Raw genomic sequence first — 16,581 nt, 5'->3', positions numbered from 1 at the left:
CGGAAGCGAGGCAACCGTGGCATCTCCGGTCGTGGCCCAGCGGCCCGCCGAGACGCCCCCCGGGCCCGGACGGCGCCGCCGTCCGGGCGTCGGCAGGCGTGACCATCTGATCGGGTGGCTGCTCATCGCCCCCGCGCTGGTGTACTTCATCATCTTCCTGCTCTATCCGGCCCTGGCGGCCCTGTACTACAGCTTCACCGAGTGGGACCTGCACTCGGCCCCGATCTGGGTGGGGCTGCAGAACTACACCGACCTGTTCTTCGACGACGTCAAGTACCCGCACTTCTGGAAGTCGATCCAGGTCACCCTGCAGTACACGCTGGTCGCGGTGCCGCTGACGCTGATCGCGGCGCTGGGCCAGGCCCTGCTGATCAACGCGATCAGGCGCGGCTCGAACCTGTTCCGGCTGCTGCTGTTCCTGCCGGTCGTGACGGCGGAGGCGGCGGTCGGCGCCATCTGGCGCTGGCTCTACGACCCGCAGTACGGCCTGGTCAACGCCGTGCTCGGCCTGGTGGGCATCCCCCGGCAGAACTGGCTGAACACCCCCGAGCTGGTCATCCCGGCGCTGGCGTTCATCGCCGCGTGGCAGTGCGGCATCTCGATGATCATCTATCTGGCGGGCCTGAAGAGCATCCCCGAGTCGATCAGGGAGGCCGCGGTCATCGACGGCGCGGGCCCGGTGCAGCGCTTCTTCAAGGTGATCGTGCCGATGCTCCGCCCGACGACCTTCTACCTCGTCGTGACCGGCATCATCGCCGCGCTCCAGGTCTTCGGGCTCGTGTACGTCATCTTCAGCGGCGGCGGCAACCGGAGCGTCACCGGCGGTCCCGAGCAGTCGGGCCTGGCCTACGTGCTGCACATCTATCTCTACGCGTTCCGCTACAACGCGATGGGCGCCGCCTGCGCGATGTCGTTCATCCTCCTGGTCTTCATCATGATCATCACGTTCGTGCAGTTCAAGTTCATGAAGCAGGAGGCGTCGTGAACCAGAAGACGGTGCGCCGCCTGCCCATCTACATCGCGCTGATCCTGCTGGCGCTGGTGTCGGTCGTCCCGTTCGTGTGGATGCTGGCGACGTCGTTCAAGAACGGCCCCGACGTCTACACCCAGGTGCCGCAGCTCCTCCCGCTGGACAAGAAGACCGGCGAGTGGAACCCCACGCTGGGGAACTACGAGTACGTCTTCACCATCAGCGGCCTGGGCACGGCCTTCTGGAACAGCGTGTGGATCACCTGCGTGCTGGTCCCGGTGAAGCTGCTGATCGACGCCCTGGCGGCCTACGCGTTCGCGCGCATCCCGTTCCCGGGCCGGGACAAGATCTTCGTCCTGATGCTGGCCGGCATGATGGTGCCGACGATCACCCTGCTGGTGCCGCGTCTGCACGTCACCCAGGTGCTCGGCGTCTACGACTCGCCGTGGGGCATCATCCTGCCCAACGTGGCCTCGGTGCTGGACATCTTCCTCATGCGGCAGTTCTTCCGCACGCTTCCGGTCGAACTGGAGGAGGCCGCCCGCATCGACGGCGCGGGCCGGATGGCGATCTTCTGGCGGGTGATCCTGCCGCTGTCGAAGCCGGTGCTGGCCGTCGTGACGATCACCAGTTTCATCTTCCACTGGAACGACCTGGTGTGGCCGCTGATCGTGCTGAACAGCCCCGACTTCTACACGCTGCCGCTGGCGTTGCAGCAGCTCGCGAGCACCGAGTCGGGCCGGGCCTACTACATCATGGCGGGCGCGGCGCTCGCGGTGGTCCCGGTCATGATCGTGCTGCTGATCTTCCAGCGGCGCATCATGCAGGGCATCGCGTTCTCGGGCCTGAAGAGTTAGGCCTGGCGGGACAGGGCGCGCGGGTCCACCTGGAATCTCAGGGGGACACCGCGCGTCAGCCGTTCCACCTCGTCGAGGGCGGCCTGCCCGAGCCGCCCGACCTCCGACCCCAGCGCCCCCGCGACGTGCGGCGTCAGCACCACGTTGGGCAGGTCCCACAACGGCGAGCCGGGCTCGGGGGGCTCGGGGTCGGTGACGTCGAGGATCGCGGAGATCCGGTTCGTGCGCAGCTCCGCGATGAGCGCCTCCTCGTCGACGAGGGAACCCCGCGCGGTGTTGATGAGGGTCGCCCCCGTTTTGAGAGCCTTCAGGCGCTCCGCGCCGATGAGCCGGTACGTCTCCGGCGTGGCCGGCGCGTGGATCGACACCACGTCGCTGCGGCCGATCACCTCGTCGAGGTCGTGGGTGACCAGGTCGCCGGCGTAGGGGTCGGCGACCAGGACGTCCAGGTCGAAGGGCTTGAGCAGTTCGATCACGCGCCGGCCGACGCGGGATGCCCCCACGATGCCGACGGTCTTGCGGTAGTTGCCGAGGTCGTCGTCCCGGGTGAGCAGGCCCAGGTCGCTCCGCGCCGCGCGGTAGTCGCGAGCCAGTCTCGGCACGGCCTTGTTGGCCAGCAGGATCATCGCGAGCGTGAACTCGGCGACCGGGATCGCGTTGGCGTCGGCGGCCGAGCTGACCACGATGCCGCGCGCGAACACCTCGGGCGTGACGTGCCCCTTGATGCTCCCGGCGGCGTGCACGACGGCCCTGAGGTTGGGCGCGGCGTCGAGCGCCCCGCCGTCGAGGACGGGGCACCCCCAGCCGGTCACCAGGATCTCCACGGCGGCCAGCCGGTCGCGGGCCGCCGGGCTGCGGAACTCGGTCAGCGGCGCGGCGGGCGTGCCGAACAGCCGGACCGTGAGCTCCGGGTACATCGCGTGATCGACAATCATCCCCGGGTCCATCCGGGCAGGTCGAGCGGCCCGCGCTGCACCCCGATCCACTGGCGGCGGGTGAAGCCGGGCAGCTGGTTCTCGGCGCCGTGCCGGGCGTGCGCGTCGTTGACGTGCACCTCCCCGGCCTGCAGCCGCTCGGCGACGGCCAGGCCGCGCATCAGGTCGCGGCTGAAGACGGAGTTCATCAGCATCGGATAGCCGTTGACCAGCCCGATCGCCTCCTCCTCGCTCGCCGCGACGGTGACCGGCAGCACCGGCCCGAAGATCTCCTCGGCGAACGCCGGCATGTCGGGGGTGACCCCGGTGAGCACGGTCGGCCGGTAGAACAGCCCGTCGTAGGTGCCGCCGGCGGCGACGACGGCGCCCTTCGCGACCGACGGCAACACGATGCGCTCGTGGACGCGGTCGCGCTGCGTCTCGCTGATGAGCGGCCCGAGGTCGACCCCGTCGAAGGGGTTCCCGACGGTCAGCGCCTCGACCTTGCGGGTGAGCGCGGCGACGTAGGCGTCGGCGGCCGATTCGAGCACGATGTGGCGGCTCGCGCTGATGCACGTCTGCCCCTGGAACTCCAGCGACGCGATGAGCGCGCACGAGGCGGCGAGTTCGACGTCGGCGTCGTCGAGCACCACGAACGCGTTGCTGCCGCCGAGCTCCAGCCGCACCGGCCGCAGGTCCCGCGCGGCCGACAGCGCGATGGCGGTGCCGACCTCCCGTGACCCGGTGAAGTCGAGCAGGTCGAGGCCCCGGTGCTCGGCCAGCGCGTGCCCCGCCTCGGGCCCGTCGCCCTCGACGACGTTGAACACGCCGGGCGGCAACCCGGCCGCGTCGGCCGCCTCGGCCAGCACCTGCCCGCCGATGATCGGCGTAAGCTCGGCCGGCTTGAGCACGATCGTGTTCCCGAACGCCAGCCCCGGCGCGACCGCCCGCATGGCCAGGTTGACCGGATAGTTCCAGGGCGTGATGATCCCGAGCACCCCGAGCGGCACCGCCCGCGACAGCGACAGTTTCCCCGCCTTGTACGGCTGCAGGACGTCCCCCGCCGTCCCGCACGCCTCCACGGCCGAGATGGCCAGCTGCTTCAGCCCGGCCGACACCTCGTCGACGGCCTTGGCCCGGACTCCCCCGGTCTCCCGCATCGACAACTCGACGAGCTCGTCGTAGCGCGACCGCAGGTGGTCGGCGAACGCCGTCAGGTAGGCGGCCCGTTCGGGCGCCCCGAGGGCGGCCCATCCCGGCTGGGCGCGGCGGGCGGCCTCGACGGCCCGGTCGACGTCGGCGGCGGTGCCGAGGGCGTACCTCCCGATCTCGGCCCCGGTGGCCTTCTCCCGTACGGGAGCGGTGTTCACGGCCGGGACGAAAGCCCCATCGATGTAGTGCATAGGCTATATTCTATACTTAAGTGTATATATAAAAATAAGTATTGACAGGAGCGAGATGGCAGCGGATCGTGCGTCGATGGCCCAGCTCGTCCGGGATCTCGTCACCCCGCTGCACCCCCTGTTCAGCCCCGGCCGCGCCCGCCTGCGACTCGGCGTCAATGCCGCCCACTACGACGACGCCGCCGCCGAACTGGAGGCCTTCGCCCGTCCCCTGTGGGGCCTGGCCCCGCTGGGTGAAGGCATGGACCTGTGGCGCGAGGGCCTGGCGACCGGCACCGACCCGGCGCACCCGGAGTACTGGGGCGACATCGCCGACGTCGACCAGCGTCTGGTCGAGACGGCGGCACTCGGCTTCGCCCTGGCGCTCGCCCCCGACCAGCTGTGGGACGGTCTGAGCGGAATCGAGCGCGATCGGGTGGTGACGTGGCTTTCGCAGGCCCTCGCCCGGCCGGGCGTCGACAACAACTGGCAGTTCTTCCCGGTCCTGGTCGCCCTCGGCCTGCGGCGTGTCGGCGTACCGGTGGACGAACAGCCGTTGCGGGCCCGGCTCGACCGGCTGGAGTCGTTCGCCCTGGGCCGGGGCTGGTACTCCGACGGCCCGACCGCCCAGCGCGACTACTACGTGCCGTTCGCGATGCACTACTACGGCCTGATCTACGCCGGTCTGAGCGACGACGCCCGAGCCGAGCGTTTCCGCAGCCGCGCGGGCGAGTTCGCCCTCGACTTCCGCCACTGGTTCGCCGCCGACGGCGCGGCCGTCCCCTTCGGCCGGTCGATGACCTACCGGTACGCCCAGGCCGCCTTCTGGGGCGCCCTGGCCTTCGCCGGAGTCGACGCGCTGCCGTGGGGCGAAACGAAGGGCTACCTGCTGCGCCACCTGCGCTGGTGGCAGGACCGCGCCGTGGCCGACCGCGACGGGGTCCTGACCATCGGCTACGCCTACCCGCAACCGCTGCTCGCCGAACAGTACAACGCCCCCGGCTCGCCCTACTGGGCCATGAAGGCGTTCCTCCCGCTGGCGCTGCCAGAAACCCACCCCTTCTGGACGACCCCGGAGACCCCCGCGGCGCTGCCCGACGGCGTCGTCCACCAGCCCGAAGCCGGCACCGCCGTGATCCGCTCGGACGAGGGCCGCCACGTGGTCGTGCTGAGCACCGCGCAGCACAACATGTGGGCCCGCGGCGGCGCAGCCAAGTACGCCAAGTTCGCCTACTCGACCGTCTTCGGCTTCAGCGTCCCGGCCGGAAACCACGGCCTCGACCAAGGCGCGTACGACAACACCCTGGCGCTGAGCGACGACGGCCGCCACTGGCGCTGCTGCGAGGTCCCCGAATCCCTCGGCGACCTCCACCTGCGCTGGTCCCCATGGGACGACGTCGAGATCGAGACGTGGCTGATCCCCCGCGCCCCCGACCACCTGCGCGTCCACCGCATCGTGTCCGGCCGCTCCCTGTTCACCGCGGAGGCGGCCTTCGCGGTGAGCCGCGACACCGAGACCGGCCGCGACACCGGCGACGGCTACGCGTGGGCGTCCTCCGCACAGGGCCTGTCGCGGATCGAAGACGTGACCGACGCCGGCTGGCCGACGGGGGTCCGGCGGGGCGGGGAGGTCGTGCAGCCGCACCCGGGAACCAACGTCCTGGTGCCGCGCACGATCCTCCCCACCCTGCGGGGCGAACACGAAGCGGGTGAGTTCTGGCTGGTCAGCCGCGTCACCGGCTCGCCCGGTCGATGACCTCCTCGGTGGTCAGCGGGGCACGGGGGTGGTGGCTGAGACAGAGCGGCGTGCGCACCTTCGCGAAGCCGGCCCCTTCGGGCGCGACGTAGAACTGACCGCTGCGCAACGACCCGATGTCGTCGGCGCTGCCGCCTTTGACCCGCGCCATCTCCTTGGCCGCCTCGATCTGCACCTGCGCGTTGAGCAGCCCGTAGAACTGGGTGGCCGCGTTGCCGGGGATGCGGTTGTGCAGCCCCTTCGGCGCCTGGGTGGCGAACACCAGCCCGAGCCCGTATTTCCGGGCCTGGGAGGCGAGCGCCAGCGTGCTCTGCGTGCACACGGTCGTCGCGCCGGACGGGGCGAAGTTCTGCGCCTCGTCCATGACGAACAGCCCGCCGAGCGGCCGGTCTCCCGCCGGGTTCCTCTTGATCCACGCGAACAGGGCCATCTGCAGCTGGTTCACGAACGACTGCCGTTCGGAGTCGCTCTGCAACCCCACGAACGAGATGACCGAGACCCGCGCCCGCTTGCCCGCCGCCGGGGTGAGCAGCAGGCCCGGGTCGACCGGCTGCCCCTCGCCGCCGAACAGCGGGTCGTTGACCATCGCGGCCCGGAGCACCTGCGCGAGCCCGTCGGCGATCTTGACCGCGCCGCTGATCTGGCTGATGTCCTCGGGGAAGTCGGCGAGCAGGCCGATGAGCCCGTTGAGGCCGCCGCTCCGGTGTTTCCCGAAGTGGACGACGGCCTCCTTGAGCACCGCCCGCGAAACCGCGGCCTTGCTGGTGTTCCCCTCGGCCTTGGCCCTCGGCACCAGCGCGGCGACGGCGGCGTCGACGGCCTCGTTGAACTCGTCGACGTCGTTCCTGACCCCGGCGAAGTCGGGCAGCGGCTGGAACGCCAGCGGCCGGCCCTTCTCCCGGCGCGGCGTCCACACGACGACGTCGGTGTCGGCGATGTAGCGCGCCGCGCGGGCCGCGTCGCCGGGCCCCCAGGCCGACGGCTCCTCGGGCCAGGGGTCGCCGAGCCGGGCCAGGTCGTTGTTGGTGTCGAGCACGATCGAGGAGACCCCCTGGAGCGCGCACTCCTCGACGATCCGTCTGATCACCACGGTCTTGCCCGAGCCCGACCCGGCGAAGATCGCGGTGTGCTTGCGCAGCGCCTCGAGTTCGACCGAGACCGGCAGCCCGCGCTCGTAGGAGCGCCCGACGACCAGCGTGGGCGCCTTGACGGGCAGGACCACGGGATCCGTCAGGGTCACCGGCGCGTGCCCCGACGTGCCCGCCTCACGGGTCGGCAGCGCGGGCGGCTCCTCCAGGATGTCGCCCTCAGGTGCTTTTGGGACGTGCTGCACCTGCGGAGCGGCCGGCGCCGCCTCGACGGGCTGGTCCGACCAGTCTTCGAGAATCTCCCTGAGCAGCTTGACCGCGCTGGCCGGCCGCTTGAGGACCAGCCACTTGTTGAGGCTCGGCGGGTTCTGCGCCATCAGGTCGCGCAGGGCGCAGAGGGTCTTCAGGTCGTCCTCGTCGACCGTGACGATCCGGCCGCCACGGGCCCGGAAGTCGGCCAGGGCCTGCTGGGTCTTGGGCCCGGCCGCCCACGGAACGTTCCTGAGGACGACGAGCCGGCGCTTGGGCGTCTCGGCTTCGAGTCCCGCCGCGATGGCCGCCCTCTTGAGCCGGGTCAGCGCCGCGTTGGGGTGCTTGGCGCTGATGCCGCGGATCGCCCAGTGGATCTCGTCCTCCCTGGCCTCGTCGAGGACCTGACGGAGGCGCGCGTGCAGGGAGGTCTTCTGGCCGAAGGTCGGGTCGACCTTGTAGGTCGTCGTGTCGTCGCCCTTCTCGATCGCCCAGGCCTGCAACCCGGCGGCGAGCAGGCTCGGCAGGACGGCGTCCTCCTGCGTCGCGTCCAGCGCACCGGTGACGTGGGCGGCGTCTTCGAGCAGCGCGAACTTGGTCTCGATGCCGTGGACCTCGCTCAGGGTCGCCTGAATCGCGGTGACCGGTTCGATCTGGTGCGTCTCCACCCCGTTGAAGCGGAACAGTTCCCTGACCTCGCCTCGGGCGACACAGGCCCCGATGTGGTCGGTGAGGGCCCGGAGGATCTTTCGCGGCGTATAGGCCTGCGCCTCGGCAAAGGCCTCCGGCCGGACCGGCCACGTGGGGTAGGGCGGCTCGAAGCCGATGCTCTTGAAGTGCTCCGCCAGCCGCCTGATCACCAGTTCCCGGCCCACTTCGGGAGAGGGCACCCGCTTGAGGACCGTGGTCTCCTCGAACCGGTCCTTGAAGCTGGACACCGCCAGCTGCTTGAGCAGAATCCACGTGTCCGGCAGACAGGAGACGACCGACAGGGTCCTGCTGGTCACCTCACGCAGTGAGGTCAGCCCGTGGGCGATCTGCAGGGCGGTGGCCCGGGTCTTCGGGTCGACCTCGCCACTCCCGAACAGCGTCATCGAGCTGATGAGCGGGTCGAGCTGGTCGAAGGCCATCACACTGGGCCCGGTCATCGCGAGCAGCCGCGAGATGTCCCGGACCAGTTCCTGCGGAGTCCGGGTGATCGGCCGGAATTCCCATTCCCGCCGACCGCCGTCGAAGTCCTCCATGCCGTACATGTAGCCGTCGCCCAGGCTGGCCAGGTTGTAGTCGTTGGAGGCCAGCAGCACCAGCGCGCGGGCCGTGTCCTGTGCCTCCATGAACACCCGGGGGTCCCGCTTGTACAGCCCCTGCATGAACTCCTTGAGGTGCGCCTTCTCCAACGGCTGGTTGCCAATGACCGCCTGCTGGGTCCGGCGGGGCAGCGCCATCGGCTCGGTCAGATTGCGGAGGAAGCGCTTGAGCTGGCTCTCCTCATCGGCCCCGATCCGGCCCAGACCGTCCTGGATGGACACCAGGGCGCTCTCCCAGAAGTTGCGCGCGTCGAGCACACTCATCAGGAAGAAGTAGCCGTCGCGCCGGATGACCTGCTCACGCAGCCAGCTCATGAGGTGCGTCTTGCCGCTGCCCGCCGTCCCTTCGAGAACGACGCCGATCGGGCTGGAGGTGCCCCCGCTGCGGGCGGCCGCCTCCAACCCCGAAGTCAGTGCTTGCGACGCCTGGGGATGTAATCCTTCGACGTGGAAGGGCACGGGACGCCAGACGTCCTCCCCTCCGTTGACGGTCGAGATGACGTTCAGCGAGCTGATCGCATACCAGTCTGTGATCATCAGCGGGATCCGATCCGCAGCTGATGGTTGGGCTCGTCGCCGATCATGACGGCGGCGGCGTGGTCCTCGGGCGACAGGTGGCCGACGATCGCCGCGGCGAGAATGTGCACCTCAGGCGCGTTGAACAACATCCTGCGCAGCGCGTTGTCCTGTTCGGCCCGGTCGATGTCGTCGAGCAGCGGTCGCAATCTCGTCAGCGAGACCCACTCCCCCACTCCCGGGGTGATCTTCGAATAGGCCTCGCGGATGCGGTCCTCCACCTCGTCGTCGGGGCGGGCGATCGGCGCGGCCACCGGTTCGGGTGCGGTCACCGGTTCCGGTGCAGCCACCGATTCGGGCGCCTCAACGGCAGCCGGGGTCGCGGGCGCGACAAGGGTGCGCAGGTAGAGCAGCGCCAGGGTCTTGCCCGACCGCGAGCTCACTGTGACACCCTTCCGCACCTCGTTCAGCGCCTTCTCCTCACCGGCCGGCGTGATCCAATACCAGATGGTCCGGCGTTCCCGCGTCTCCGACTCGATCAGCTTGGCGTCCACCAATCCGGCGCGGTTCTTGGTGTCGAGGTCCAGGCCCCAGTTGTCGCGCAAATCCTTGTGGCCCACGGCGGTCCCCAGTTCCTTGAGGACAAGGAGGGCCGCAACCTGCCGGTATGTGAGTCTTTCTTCGGACATCAGACTGCTCCTTCGCTCAGCCCGAGGCGACGCCCCAGGAGGAAATCCCTGATCCGGCGGAGCACCGCCGGCAGATCGTCGAGCACCTGCTCGTTGGTGAAGCGCAAGACGGTGAAACCGTCACGTTCCAAATGCCGGTCCCGAATCCGGTCCATCTCGGCCTTGGCGGGCGTCAGGTGCTCGGGCCCGTCGAGTTCCACCACGCACTTCTCGTGCGCCCACATCAGGTCGGTGCGGATCGTCACGAACAGCGAGTCGTTCGACGCGTAGGTCTGGTTCCACTCGCGCCCGTGCGCCCAGGGGCAGTCGAGCAGCGCCTTCTCCACGGCCTGCTCGACCTCGCTGTAGCGGGCGGGCTCGCCGCGGAGCGGGGGCACCCGCAACGACTTGGCGGGCGTCTCGGGCGGCGGAAGCCGCGCCGCCAGCCGGGCCACCGCCTCGGGCACGGTCAGGTGTACGGTCTCGACCCGCTTCACCTCGGGGCCGACCAGCCAGACGCCCATCCCGCTCTGGTGGGCCAGCCACTCACAACCGGCCACGAGCACCGTCTCGCCGTGGGAACTCGGTTTCTCCGGCACGTGGACGACGAGCGCCGCCGCCTGACGCCCATACGCGGCCGCGACGACCCGGGCCAGTCCGGCGGCCCGGACCTCGGCGGGAAATCTCCGGCCACGAACGGGCCTGAGCGCGAGGGAGAACTCGCCCCGGTGCTGAATGGCGTGGGCGGCGAGTTCGGCCAGGAACGGTCCGAAATGACGGCCGCCGGTGGCCATGCGCATCGCGAGAACCCGCGCCGCCGCCATTCCGCCGCCGCCCGGACCGTCGAGCTTGTCGCCTTCGGGCAGCCAGGCCGGAAAGAGCCCGACGGCCAGCGTCTCGAGTTCCCGGAGGATGGATCCGACCAGGTCGGCGACCGAGTCACACTCCGCCGCCGCGTAGGTGACGACGGCCGGGCCGGTCTCCGGTAAAGGGTCGAGCAACAATTCCATGACATTGGCGTCAATGCTGGAATCCACTCCGGCAATGCGGAGCACCCTCCCCACTGGGAGATCGCCCCACGTGAATGGCATGCCGGTTCCCTCGGACACTCATCTGAAAACGTGACGCCGCAGAGGGTATAGGGCCAGACCGCATGATGCGCAGGAATTCTAGAGATATCTCTGTTTCCGGAGTAACAAAACCATCGAAACAGTCATCCTGACAATCCTTCAAATCCCGCTATATCCGAGAATATCCGGGTCATTCCGCGCGAATTAGTCATCCGGCCATCAGGTCCGACCTATGTCCGGTTTCGAGGCACTCGAACGCCCACTTTGTCACGTTCCCGCGCCTATACATCCAACCTATCTGTTGACGACAAAGACCTGTCAGCTTAATCTCGGCCTGATCACGAGCGTGGTCTCGTACAGGCAGAAGGACACAATGCAACGGTTAATCCGGGCGCTCACGGCCGCCCTCGTCGCGGTCCTCGTCGCGACCAACCTCCCCGCCCCCGCCTCCGCCGCCCCCTGGCTCGGCACCTGGGCGGCCTCTCCGCAGAGCGGGTCGAACCGCGAGTTCAGCAACCAGACGCTCCGTCAGATCATCCGCACCAGCATCGGCGGCTCCGCCGTTCGGGTGCAGCTCTCCAACGCCTTCGGCACGCGTGCCATCACGGTGCAGAACGTGCACGTGGCGCGGCGGACGAGCGGGTCGTCGGTCGACACGTCCACAGATCGGCTCATGACGTTCGGCGGGCAGCAGTCGGTGACGATCCCCGTCGGGGGGCTGGCCATCAGCGACGCGGCGAGTGTGCCGGTCGCGGCCTCCTCCGACCTGGCGGTCAGTTTCCACCTGCCGTCGGCGACGGGGCCGGCGACCTATCACCAGACGGCGCTGCAGACCAGCTACATCGCCGGCGGCAACGTCGCGGGCAACGCGACCATCACGCCGACCGGTGAGACCGGTGACAACTTCATCCTGTCGGGGGTCGACGTCGACAGCGCCAACGGCGCGGGGACCGTGGTCGCGCTGGGCGCGTCCATCGTCGACGGGGTCGCCTCCAGCCACAACGCCAACCGGCGGTGGCCGAACCTGCTGTCGAACCGGCTCAACGCCTCCGGGCGCGTCGTCGGGGTGGTCAACCAGGGCATCAGCGGCAACCAGCTGCTCCGTGACGGCGCGGGGCAGAGCGCCATCAACCGGTTCGAGCGCGACGTGCTCAACCAGACCGGCGTCAAGTGGGTCGTGTTCGCCGACAACCCCATCAACGACGTCGGGTCGAACCGGCCCGTGCCGACGGCGCAGCAGCTCATCACCGGCGCGCAGAACCTCATCAGCCGGGCGCACGCCCGGGGCATCCAGTTCATCTGCGCCACCCTCACCCCGTTCCAGGGGGCCAATTACTGGACGCAGGACGGCGAGAACAGCCGCGCCGCCTACAACGCGTGGGTGCGCGGCTCGGGCAGCGGCTGCGACCGGGTCGTCGACTTCGACGCCGCCACCCGCGACCCCGCCAACCCGACCCGGTTCCTGCCCGCCTACGACCCGGGCGACCACCTCCACCCGAACGACGCCGGGTTCCAGGCCATGGCGAACGCCTTCGACCTCTCCTGGTTCGGGGCCACCGGCGGGACGCCCGGCATCCAGCTGCGGTCGCGCGCCAACAACCAGCTCGTCAACGCCGGGCCGACGCTGGTCGCCAACGGCGCCGCGACCACGTTCGACCGCGTCGACCTGGGCAACGGCAACATCGCCCTGCGCTCACGCGCCAACGGCATGTACGTCGCCGCCGAGGCCGCCGGCGCCCAGCCGCTCATCGCCAACCGGACCGCCGTCGGGCCGTGGGAGACCTTCCAGGTGGTGAACAACTCCAACGGCACGATCAGCCTCCGCGCCCAGGCCAACGGCAACCTGGTCTGCGCCGACGGCGGGGGCGCGCAGCCCCTCATCGCCAACCGGACCGCGATCGGGCCCTGGGAGCAGTTCGACGTGGTGAACGTCTGACCCAACGGGCACAATCCGGCCATGCGGATCATCATGCTCAAGGGTGACATCACCGATCAGCGGGCCGACGCGATCGTCAACGCCGCCAACTCCTCGTTGCTGGGAGGAGGCGGCGTCGACGGCGCGATCCACCGGAAGGGCGGCAGCGAGATCCTGGAGGCGTGCCGCCGGTTGCGGGCCTCCGCCTACGGCAAGGGGTTGCCCGCGGGCCAGGCGGTCGCCACCACGGCGGGGCGTCTGCCGGCGAAGTGGGTCATCCACACCGTCGGGCCGGTGCACAGCAAGAACGAAGACCGGTCGAAGACCCTGGCGTCGTGTTACCGCGAGGCGCTGCGGGTGGCCGACGAACTGGGCGCCTCGACGGTCGCCTTCCCGGCGGTGTCGGCGGGCATCTACGGCTGGCCGATGGACGACGCGGCGCGCATCGCCGTCGAGACTGTCAGGGCCACCCCGACCAAGGTGGAGGAGGTGCGGTTCGTGCTGTTCACCGACGAGGCCCTGGAGCACTTCCAGGCTCAGATGTGAGGGGCGATCCCGTCGACGATGGCCCGCTTGGGGCGGGCGCCCCTGATCTGGTGGACGACCTCGCCGTCGCGGTAGAGGTTCAGGGTGGGCAGGCCGATGACGTCGTAGCGCAGCGCGATCGACGGGTGCTCGTCGGCGTTGATCGTGGCGACGACGACCTTGTCGCCGTACTCGCGATCGATCTCCTCCAGGATGGGGGAGATCATCTTGCAGGGCGGGCACCACTCGGCCCAGAAGTCGAGCAGCACCGGGCGGTCGCTGCCCAGCACGTCGCGCTCGAACGTCTCCGCGGTGACCTCGATCATGTGTTCCTCCGTAGCATCTCGTCGCGGCGCGCCATCAGGTCGCGGATCTCGGTGTCGATCTCGGCGAGCTTGCGGCGGACGACGTCCACCGACTCGGGGCAGACCCCGCCCGACTCGTTGCCGGCGCGCAGGCAGGCGACGAACGGGCGGGCGTCCTCCAGCGTGAAGCCGACGGCCATCAGGGCCCGGATCTCCTGGACGAGCCGCACGTCGGCCTCGTCGTAGTCGCGGTATCCGTTGGCGCCCCGGCGGGCGGCCAGCAGGCCCTTCTCCTCGTAATGGCGCAGCGCGCGGGTGCTCACACCCGAACGCCGTGCCAGCTCACCGATCCGCATGTCCGCAGGCTAAACCTTCACATCAGCGTGAACGTCAAGCGAGACGCGCACGGCCGAAGGCCGGGTGTGGCTCGCGTCTGGAATCTGCCTCAGGAAACACGGCAGAGGATCTCGCCGTGGACGATCGTCAGGAAGCCGTCGGGGTCGGCGGCCCAGGTGAGCCATCCGTCGGCGATGCGCCGCAGGTCCTCCGGCGTGGCCAGCCCCGCGTCCAGCGCCTGGCGGCCGAGCGACGACTTCACGACCCGGTCGGCCCACATGCCGCCCCAGAACTCGCGGTCGCCCGGGGTGGCGAAGGTCCAGGTCGAGGTGGACACCTCGATGTCGGTGAACCCGGCGGCGCGGGCCCACGAGAGCATGCGCCGCCCGGCGTCGGGCTCGCCGTCGTTGCGCCGGGCCACGGCGTAGTAGAGCCCGAGCCACTCGTCGAGCTCGGGCAGCGCCGGATACCAGGTGAACGCGCCGTAGTCGCTGTCGCGGGCGGCGACCAGCCGGGCCACCCTGCCCATCTCGCGCAGCGCCCGCACCGGGTCGGCGAGGTGCTGGAGGACCTGGTGGGCGTGGGCGACGTCGAAGGTCTGGTCCTTGTACGGCAGCGCGTGCGCGTCGGCCACCTCGAAGGCGATGTTCGGCGTGCCCCGCCGCTCCGCCTCGGCGCGGGCCAGGCCGAGCTCGTCGGGGCCGACCTCGGTGGCGGTGACGTGGGCGACCCGGGCCGCCAGGTCGGCGGTGATGGTGCCGGGGCCGCAGCCCACGTCGAGCAGGGTCGTGTCGGGGGTCAGGTGCGGCAGCAGGTGGGCCGCGGAGTTCTCGGCGGTGCGCCAGCGGTGGGACCGCAGCACGCTCTCATGGTGCCCATGCGTGTAGTGCATGGGCACGAGAGTACGCCTCGTCTCGCGATACGAGAGGATATGTATCAGATCGTGAGACGCCTAGCCGAGAAAGACACCCTGACGCGGGCCACGGCCGCGTCTCGCTAGAACGTCTTCCCGATGTGGAACCCGCCGGGCAGCCGCACGGTCACGTGGCGGCGTCCGTCAGGGGTGCGGTAGACGTGGAATCGACGGCCCCCGTAACTGCGGGAGACGCCGTGACGTGAGAGGTGAAAGCGCATCGGTCCGACTTTTACCGACTTCCGGTAGTCCCATCCCATGCCCGGAGAACGAGCGGAATCAGGACGAAAGTTCCTAGCTGAGCCAGATGTAGGCCCCGAAGCGCCCCGTCTGCCCTTCGCGGCGGTATGAGTAGAGATCGCCTGATTCGATGGTGCAGCGGGCGTCGTGCCGGACGTCGTCCACCCCGGACCGGGAGAGCTGTGCCGTGATCGCGGCCCGCAGGTCGACCGAGGGGGTGTCGCGCGAGGTGGTCGCCCACGCCTCGGGCACGACGGCGGCGACCTCGTCGCGCATCTCGGCCGGCACCTCGTAGCACCGCCCGCAGGCGGCCGGGCCGACCAGCGCGACCATCCGGCCCGGGTCTCCCCCGCGCCCGGCCATGGCCTCGACCAGCGCGGGCACCACTCCGGCGAGGGTGCCGGGGCGGCCCGAGTGGGCGGCGCCGACGAGCCGGGCGACCGGGTCGGCCACCAGCACCTGGGCGCAGTCGGCGGCCAGCGAGACCAGCGCGAGCCCCTCTTCGGCGGTGAAGACCGCGTCGAGGCCCGGCGGCTCGTCGCCGAACGGCCGGTCGACGTAGGCGACCTCGCGCCCGTGGACCTGCCGCATGAGCACCACGCGGGCGGGGTCGACGCCGCACTCCAGCGCGGTCACGCGCCGGTTCTCCGCGACGTTCGCCGGGTCGTCGCCGACGGCCCCGCCGAGGTTGCGGCCGCCGAAGGGCGCCGGGCTCACGCCGCCACGACGATCGGTGATCACGGCGTGTACGCCCTCGGCCAGCAGCACCCTCACACCCTACCGGTGATCAGCGCGACGACCGTGGGACCGAGGGCGAGGGCGCGGATGCCGTACATCATCTTGGCCGTGTAGACGTGGTCGAGCCGGAGCCCGTGCCGGGCCTCGAAATCGTCGACGAAGGCGCTCAGTTCGGGGGTGGTGCGGGCGTAGCCCCCGAAGTGGAACCCGGTCTCGATGCGCCAGTTGGGCGTGACGTGGCCGAGCGCCTCGGTCTGGAGCCGGGCGACCTCGTCGTCCAGGAACGAACCGCCCTTGAGCACGGAGAAGCCGACGGCGGTGAAGCCGGGCGGCAGCCCGGCGGCGAGCCCGGCCAGCGTGCCGCCGGTCCCGACGGGGCAGCACACCACGGCCTCGCCGAGATGGGCCAGTTCGGGCCCGATCTCCATGCAGCCGCGCACCGCCTCGGCGTTCGAGCCGCCCTCGGGGATGACGCGGTGGCCGGGGAACTCCTCCCGCACGAGCCGCAGCACCTCGGGCGAGGTCTTGGCCCGGTAGCGGGCCCGGTCGAGGAACATCAGCCGCATGCCGCACGCCGCCGCGAAGTCGAGCACCTCGTTGCGGACCGGCTCGCCCCGGATGACCCCGCCGGTCGGGAACCCGAACGCACGCCCGGCCGCCGCGACGGCCCGGATGTGGTTGGAGTAGGCCCCGCCGAACGTCACGATCGGCTCGCCGGTGAGGTTGTACTTGAGCTTGCGCCACTTGTTGCCGGGGATGTCGGGATGGAGAAGGTCGTCACGCTTCAGCAGGACCCCGTCGGCGCGGGTGAGAGGCGAGACCACAGCGATAA

Annotated in this window: 16 protein-coding genes; 5 read left to right on the top strand and 11 right to left on the bottom strand. The window is 70.2% G+C overall.

The annotated features are described in order from the left end of the window. Window positions 1–16: 16 nt before the first annotated feature. Both AW274_RS35690 and AW274_RS35685 read left to right on the top strand, forming a co-directional pair. The gene (locus AW274_RS35690; protein ID WP_083975385.1) at window positions 17–985 is read left to right on the top strand and encodes a carbohydrate ABC transporter permease; all 969 of its coding nucleotides are present in this window, start codon (window positions 17–19) and stop codon (window positions 983–985) included. Further along, window positions 982–1,827: a carbohydrate ABC transporter permease gene (locus AW274_RS35685; RefSeq protein ID WP_062340041.1), complete on the top strand. Its 846-nt coding sequence runs from the start codon at window positions 982–984 to the stop codon at window positions 1,825–1,827. The genes AW274_RS35690 and AW274_RS35685 overlap by 4 nt, the downstream gene beginning before the upstream one ends. Here AW274_RS35685 and AW274_RS35680 read toward each other — a convergent pair. Both AW274_RS35680 and AW274_RS35675 read right to left on the bottom strand, forming a co-directional pair. Then, the gene (locus AW274_RS35680) at window positions 1,824–2,762 is read right to left on the bottom strand and encodes a hydroxyacid dehydrogenase (protein ID WP_062442864.1); all 939 of its coding nucleotides are present in this window, start codon (window positions 2,760–2,762) and stop codon (window positions 1,824–1,826) included. The two genes, AW274_RS35685 and AW274_RS35680, sit on opposite strands and share 4 nt — an antisense overlap. Further along, window positions 2,759–4,144 (bottom strand): aldehyde dehydrogenase family protein, encoded by a 1,386-nt coding sequence (locus AW274_RS35675; protein WP_062442607.1) that lies wholly within the window; start codon window positions 4,142–4,144, stop codon window positions 2,759–2,761. Before AW274_RS35675 ends, AW274_RS35680 begins: the two co-directional genes overlap by 4 nt. A 55-nt stretch (window positions 4,145–4,199) precedes the next feature. On the opposite strand from AW274_RS35675, the gene AW274_RS35670 reads away from it, so the two are divergent. Beyond that, complete coding sequence (locus tag AW274_RS35670; RefSeq protein WP_232320649.1) at window positions 4,200–5,879, top strand: DUF2264 domain-containing protein; 1,680 nt, start codon at window positions 4,200–4,202, stop codon at window positions 5,877–5,879. Here the strand turns inward: AW274_RS35670 and AW274_RS35665 are convergent. Genes AW274_RS35665 through AW274_RS35655 form a run of 3 tightly spaced genes read right to left on the bottom strand, consistent with a single transcriptional unit; the run spans window position 5,857 to window position 10,708 of the window. Beyond that, complete coding sequence (locus AW274_RS35665; protein WP_062442604.1) at window positions 5,857–9,060, bottom strand: ATP-binding protein; 3,204 nt, start codon at window positions 9,058–9,060, stop codon at window positions 5,857–5,859. The two genes, AW274_RS35670 and AW274_RS35665, sit on opposite strands and share 23 nt — an antisense overlap. Next, window positions 9,060–9,728, bottom strand: coding sequence for a hypothetical protein (locus AW274_RS35660; RefSeq protein WP_157520911.1), 669 nt, complete (start codon window positions 9,726–9,728; stop codon window positions 9,060–9,062). Before AW274_RS35660 ends, AW274_RS35665 begins: the two co-directional genes overlap by 1 nt. Continuing rightward, complete coding sequence (locus tag AW274_RS35655; protein ID WP_198169565.1) at window positions 9,728–10,708, bottom strand: DUF559 domain-containing protein; 981 nt, start codon at window positions 10,706–10,708, stop codon at window positions 9,728–9,730. The genes AW274_RS35660 and AW274_RS35655 overlap by 1 nt, the downstream gene beginning before the upstream one ends. Window positions 10,709–11,150: 442 nt before the next feature. On the opposite strand from AW274_RS35655, the gene AW274_RS38725 reads away from it, so the two are divergent. Both AW274_RS38725 and AW274_RS35645 read left to right on the top strand, forming a co-directional pair. After that, on the top strand, window positions 11,151–12,713 hold the full coding sequence (locus AW274_RS38725) for a GDSL-type esterase/lipase family protein (RefSeq protein ID WP_063813867.1): 1,563 nt from the start codon (window positions 11,151–11,153) through the stop codon (window positions 12,711–12,713). 21 nt (window positions 12,714–12,734) lie between these two features. Next, window positions 12,735–13,238, top strand: coding sequence for an O-acetyl-ADP-ribose deacetylase (locus tag AW274_RS35645; protein ID WP_062442589.1), 504 nt, complete (start codon window positions 12,735–12,737; stop codon window positions 13,236–13,238). Here AW274_RS35645 and trxA read toward each other — a convergent pair. From trxA to AW274_RS35620, 6 genes are all read right to left on the bottom strand, one after another. Continuing rightward, the gene (gene trxA / locus AW274_RS35640; protein ID WP_062442586.1) at window positions 13,229–13,543 is read right to left on the bottom strand and encodes a thioredoxin; all 315 of its coding nucleotides are present in this window, start codon (window positions 13,541–13,543) and stop codon (window positions 13,229–13,231) included. The genes AW274_RS35645 and trxA overlap by 10 nt on opposite strands. Beyond that, complete coding sequence (locus AW274_RS35635; RefSeq protein ID WP_062442582.1) at window positions 13,540–13,878, bottom strand: MerR family transcriptional regulator; 339 nt, start codon at window positions 13,876–13,878, stop codon at window positions 13,540–13,542. The genes trxA and AW274_RS35635 overlap by 4 nt, the downstream gene beginning before the upstream one ends. Window positions 13,879–13,967: 89 nt before the next feature. Further along, on the bottom strand, window positions 13,968–14,750 hold the full coding sequence (locus tag AW274_RS35630; RefSeq protein ID WP_062442579.1) for a class I SAM-dependent methyltransferase: 783 nt from the start codon (window positions 14,748–14,750) through the stop codon (window positions 13,968–13,970). Between the two features lie 104 nt (window positions 14,751–14,854). After that, entirely contained in the window at window positions 14,855–15,031 is a 177-nt protein-coding gene (locus AW274_RS39825; protein WP_081898213.1) for a DUF4236 domain-containing protein, read from the bottom strand. Between the two features lie 34 nt (window positions 15,032–15,065). Then, a complete protein-coding gene (pgeF, locus tag AW274_RS35625; protein WP_062442576.1) occupies window positions 15,066–15,779 on the bottom strand; it encodes a peptidoglycan editing factor PgeF in 714 nt (237 codons plus the stop codon). A gap of 2 nt (window positions 15,780–15,781) precedes the next feature. After that, a complete protein-coding gene (locus AW274_RS35620) occupies window positions 15,782–16,573 on the bottom strand; it encodes a 1-aminocyclopropane-1-carboxylate deaminase/D-cysteine desulfhydrase (protein ID WP_232320648.1) in 792 nt (263 codons plus the stop codon). Window positions 16,574–16,581 lie beyond the last annotated feature (8 nt).

The organism is Herbidospora daliensis (assembly GCF_001570585.1).
Classification (GTDB): domain Bacteria; phylum Actinomycetota; class Actinomycetes; order Streptosporangiales; family Streptosporangiaceae; genus Herbidospora; species Herbidospora daliensis.
This window is presented reverse-complemented; position numbering and strand designations above follow the sequence as displayed.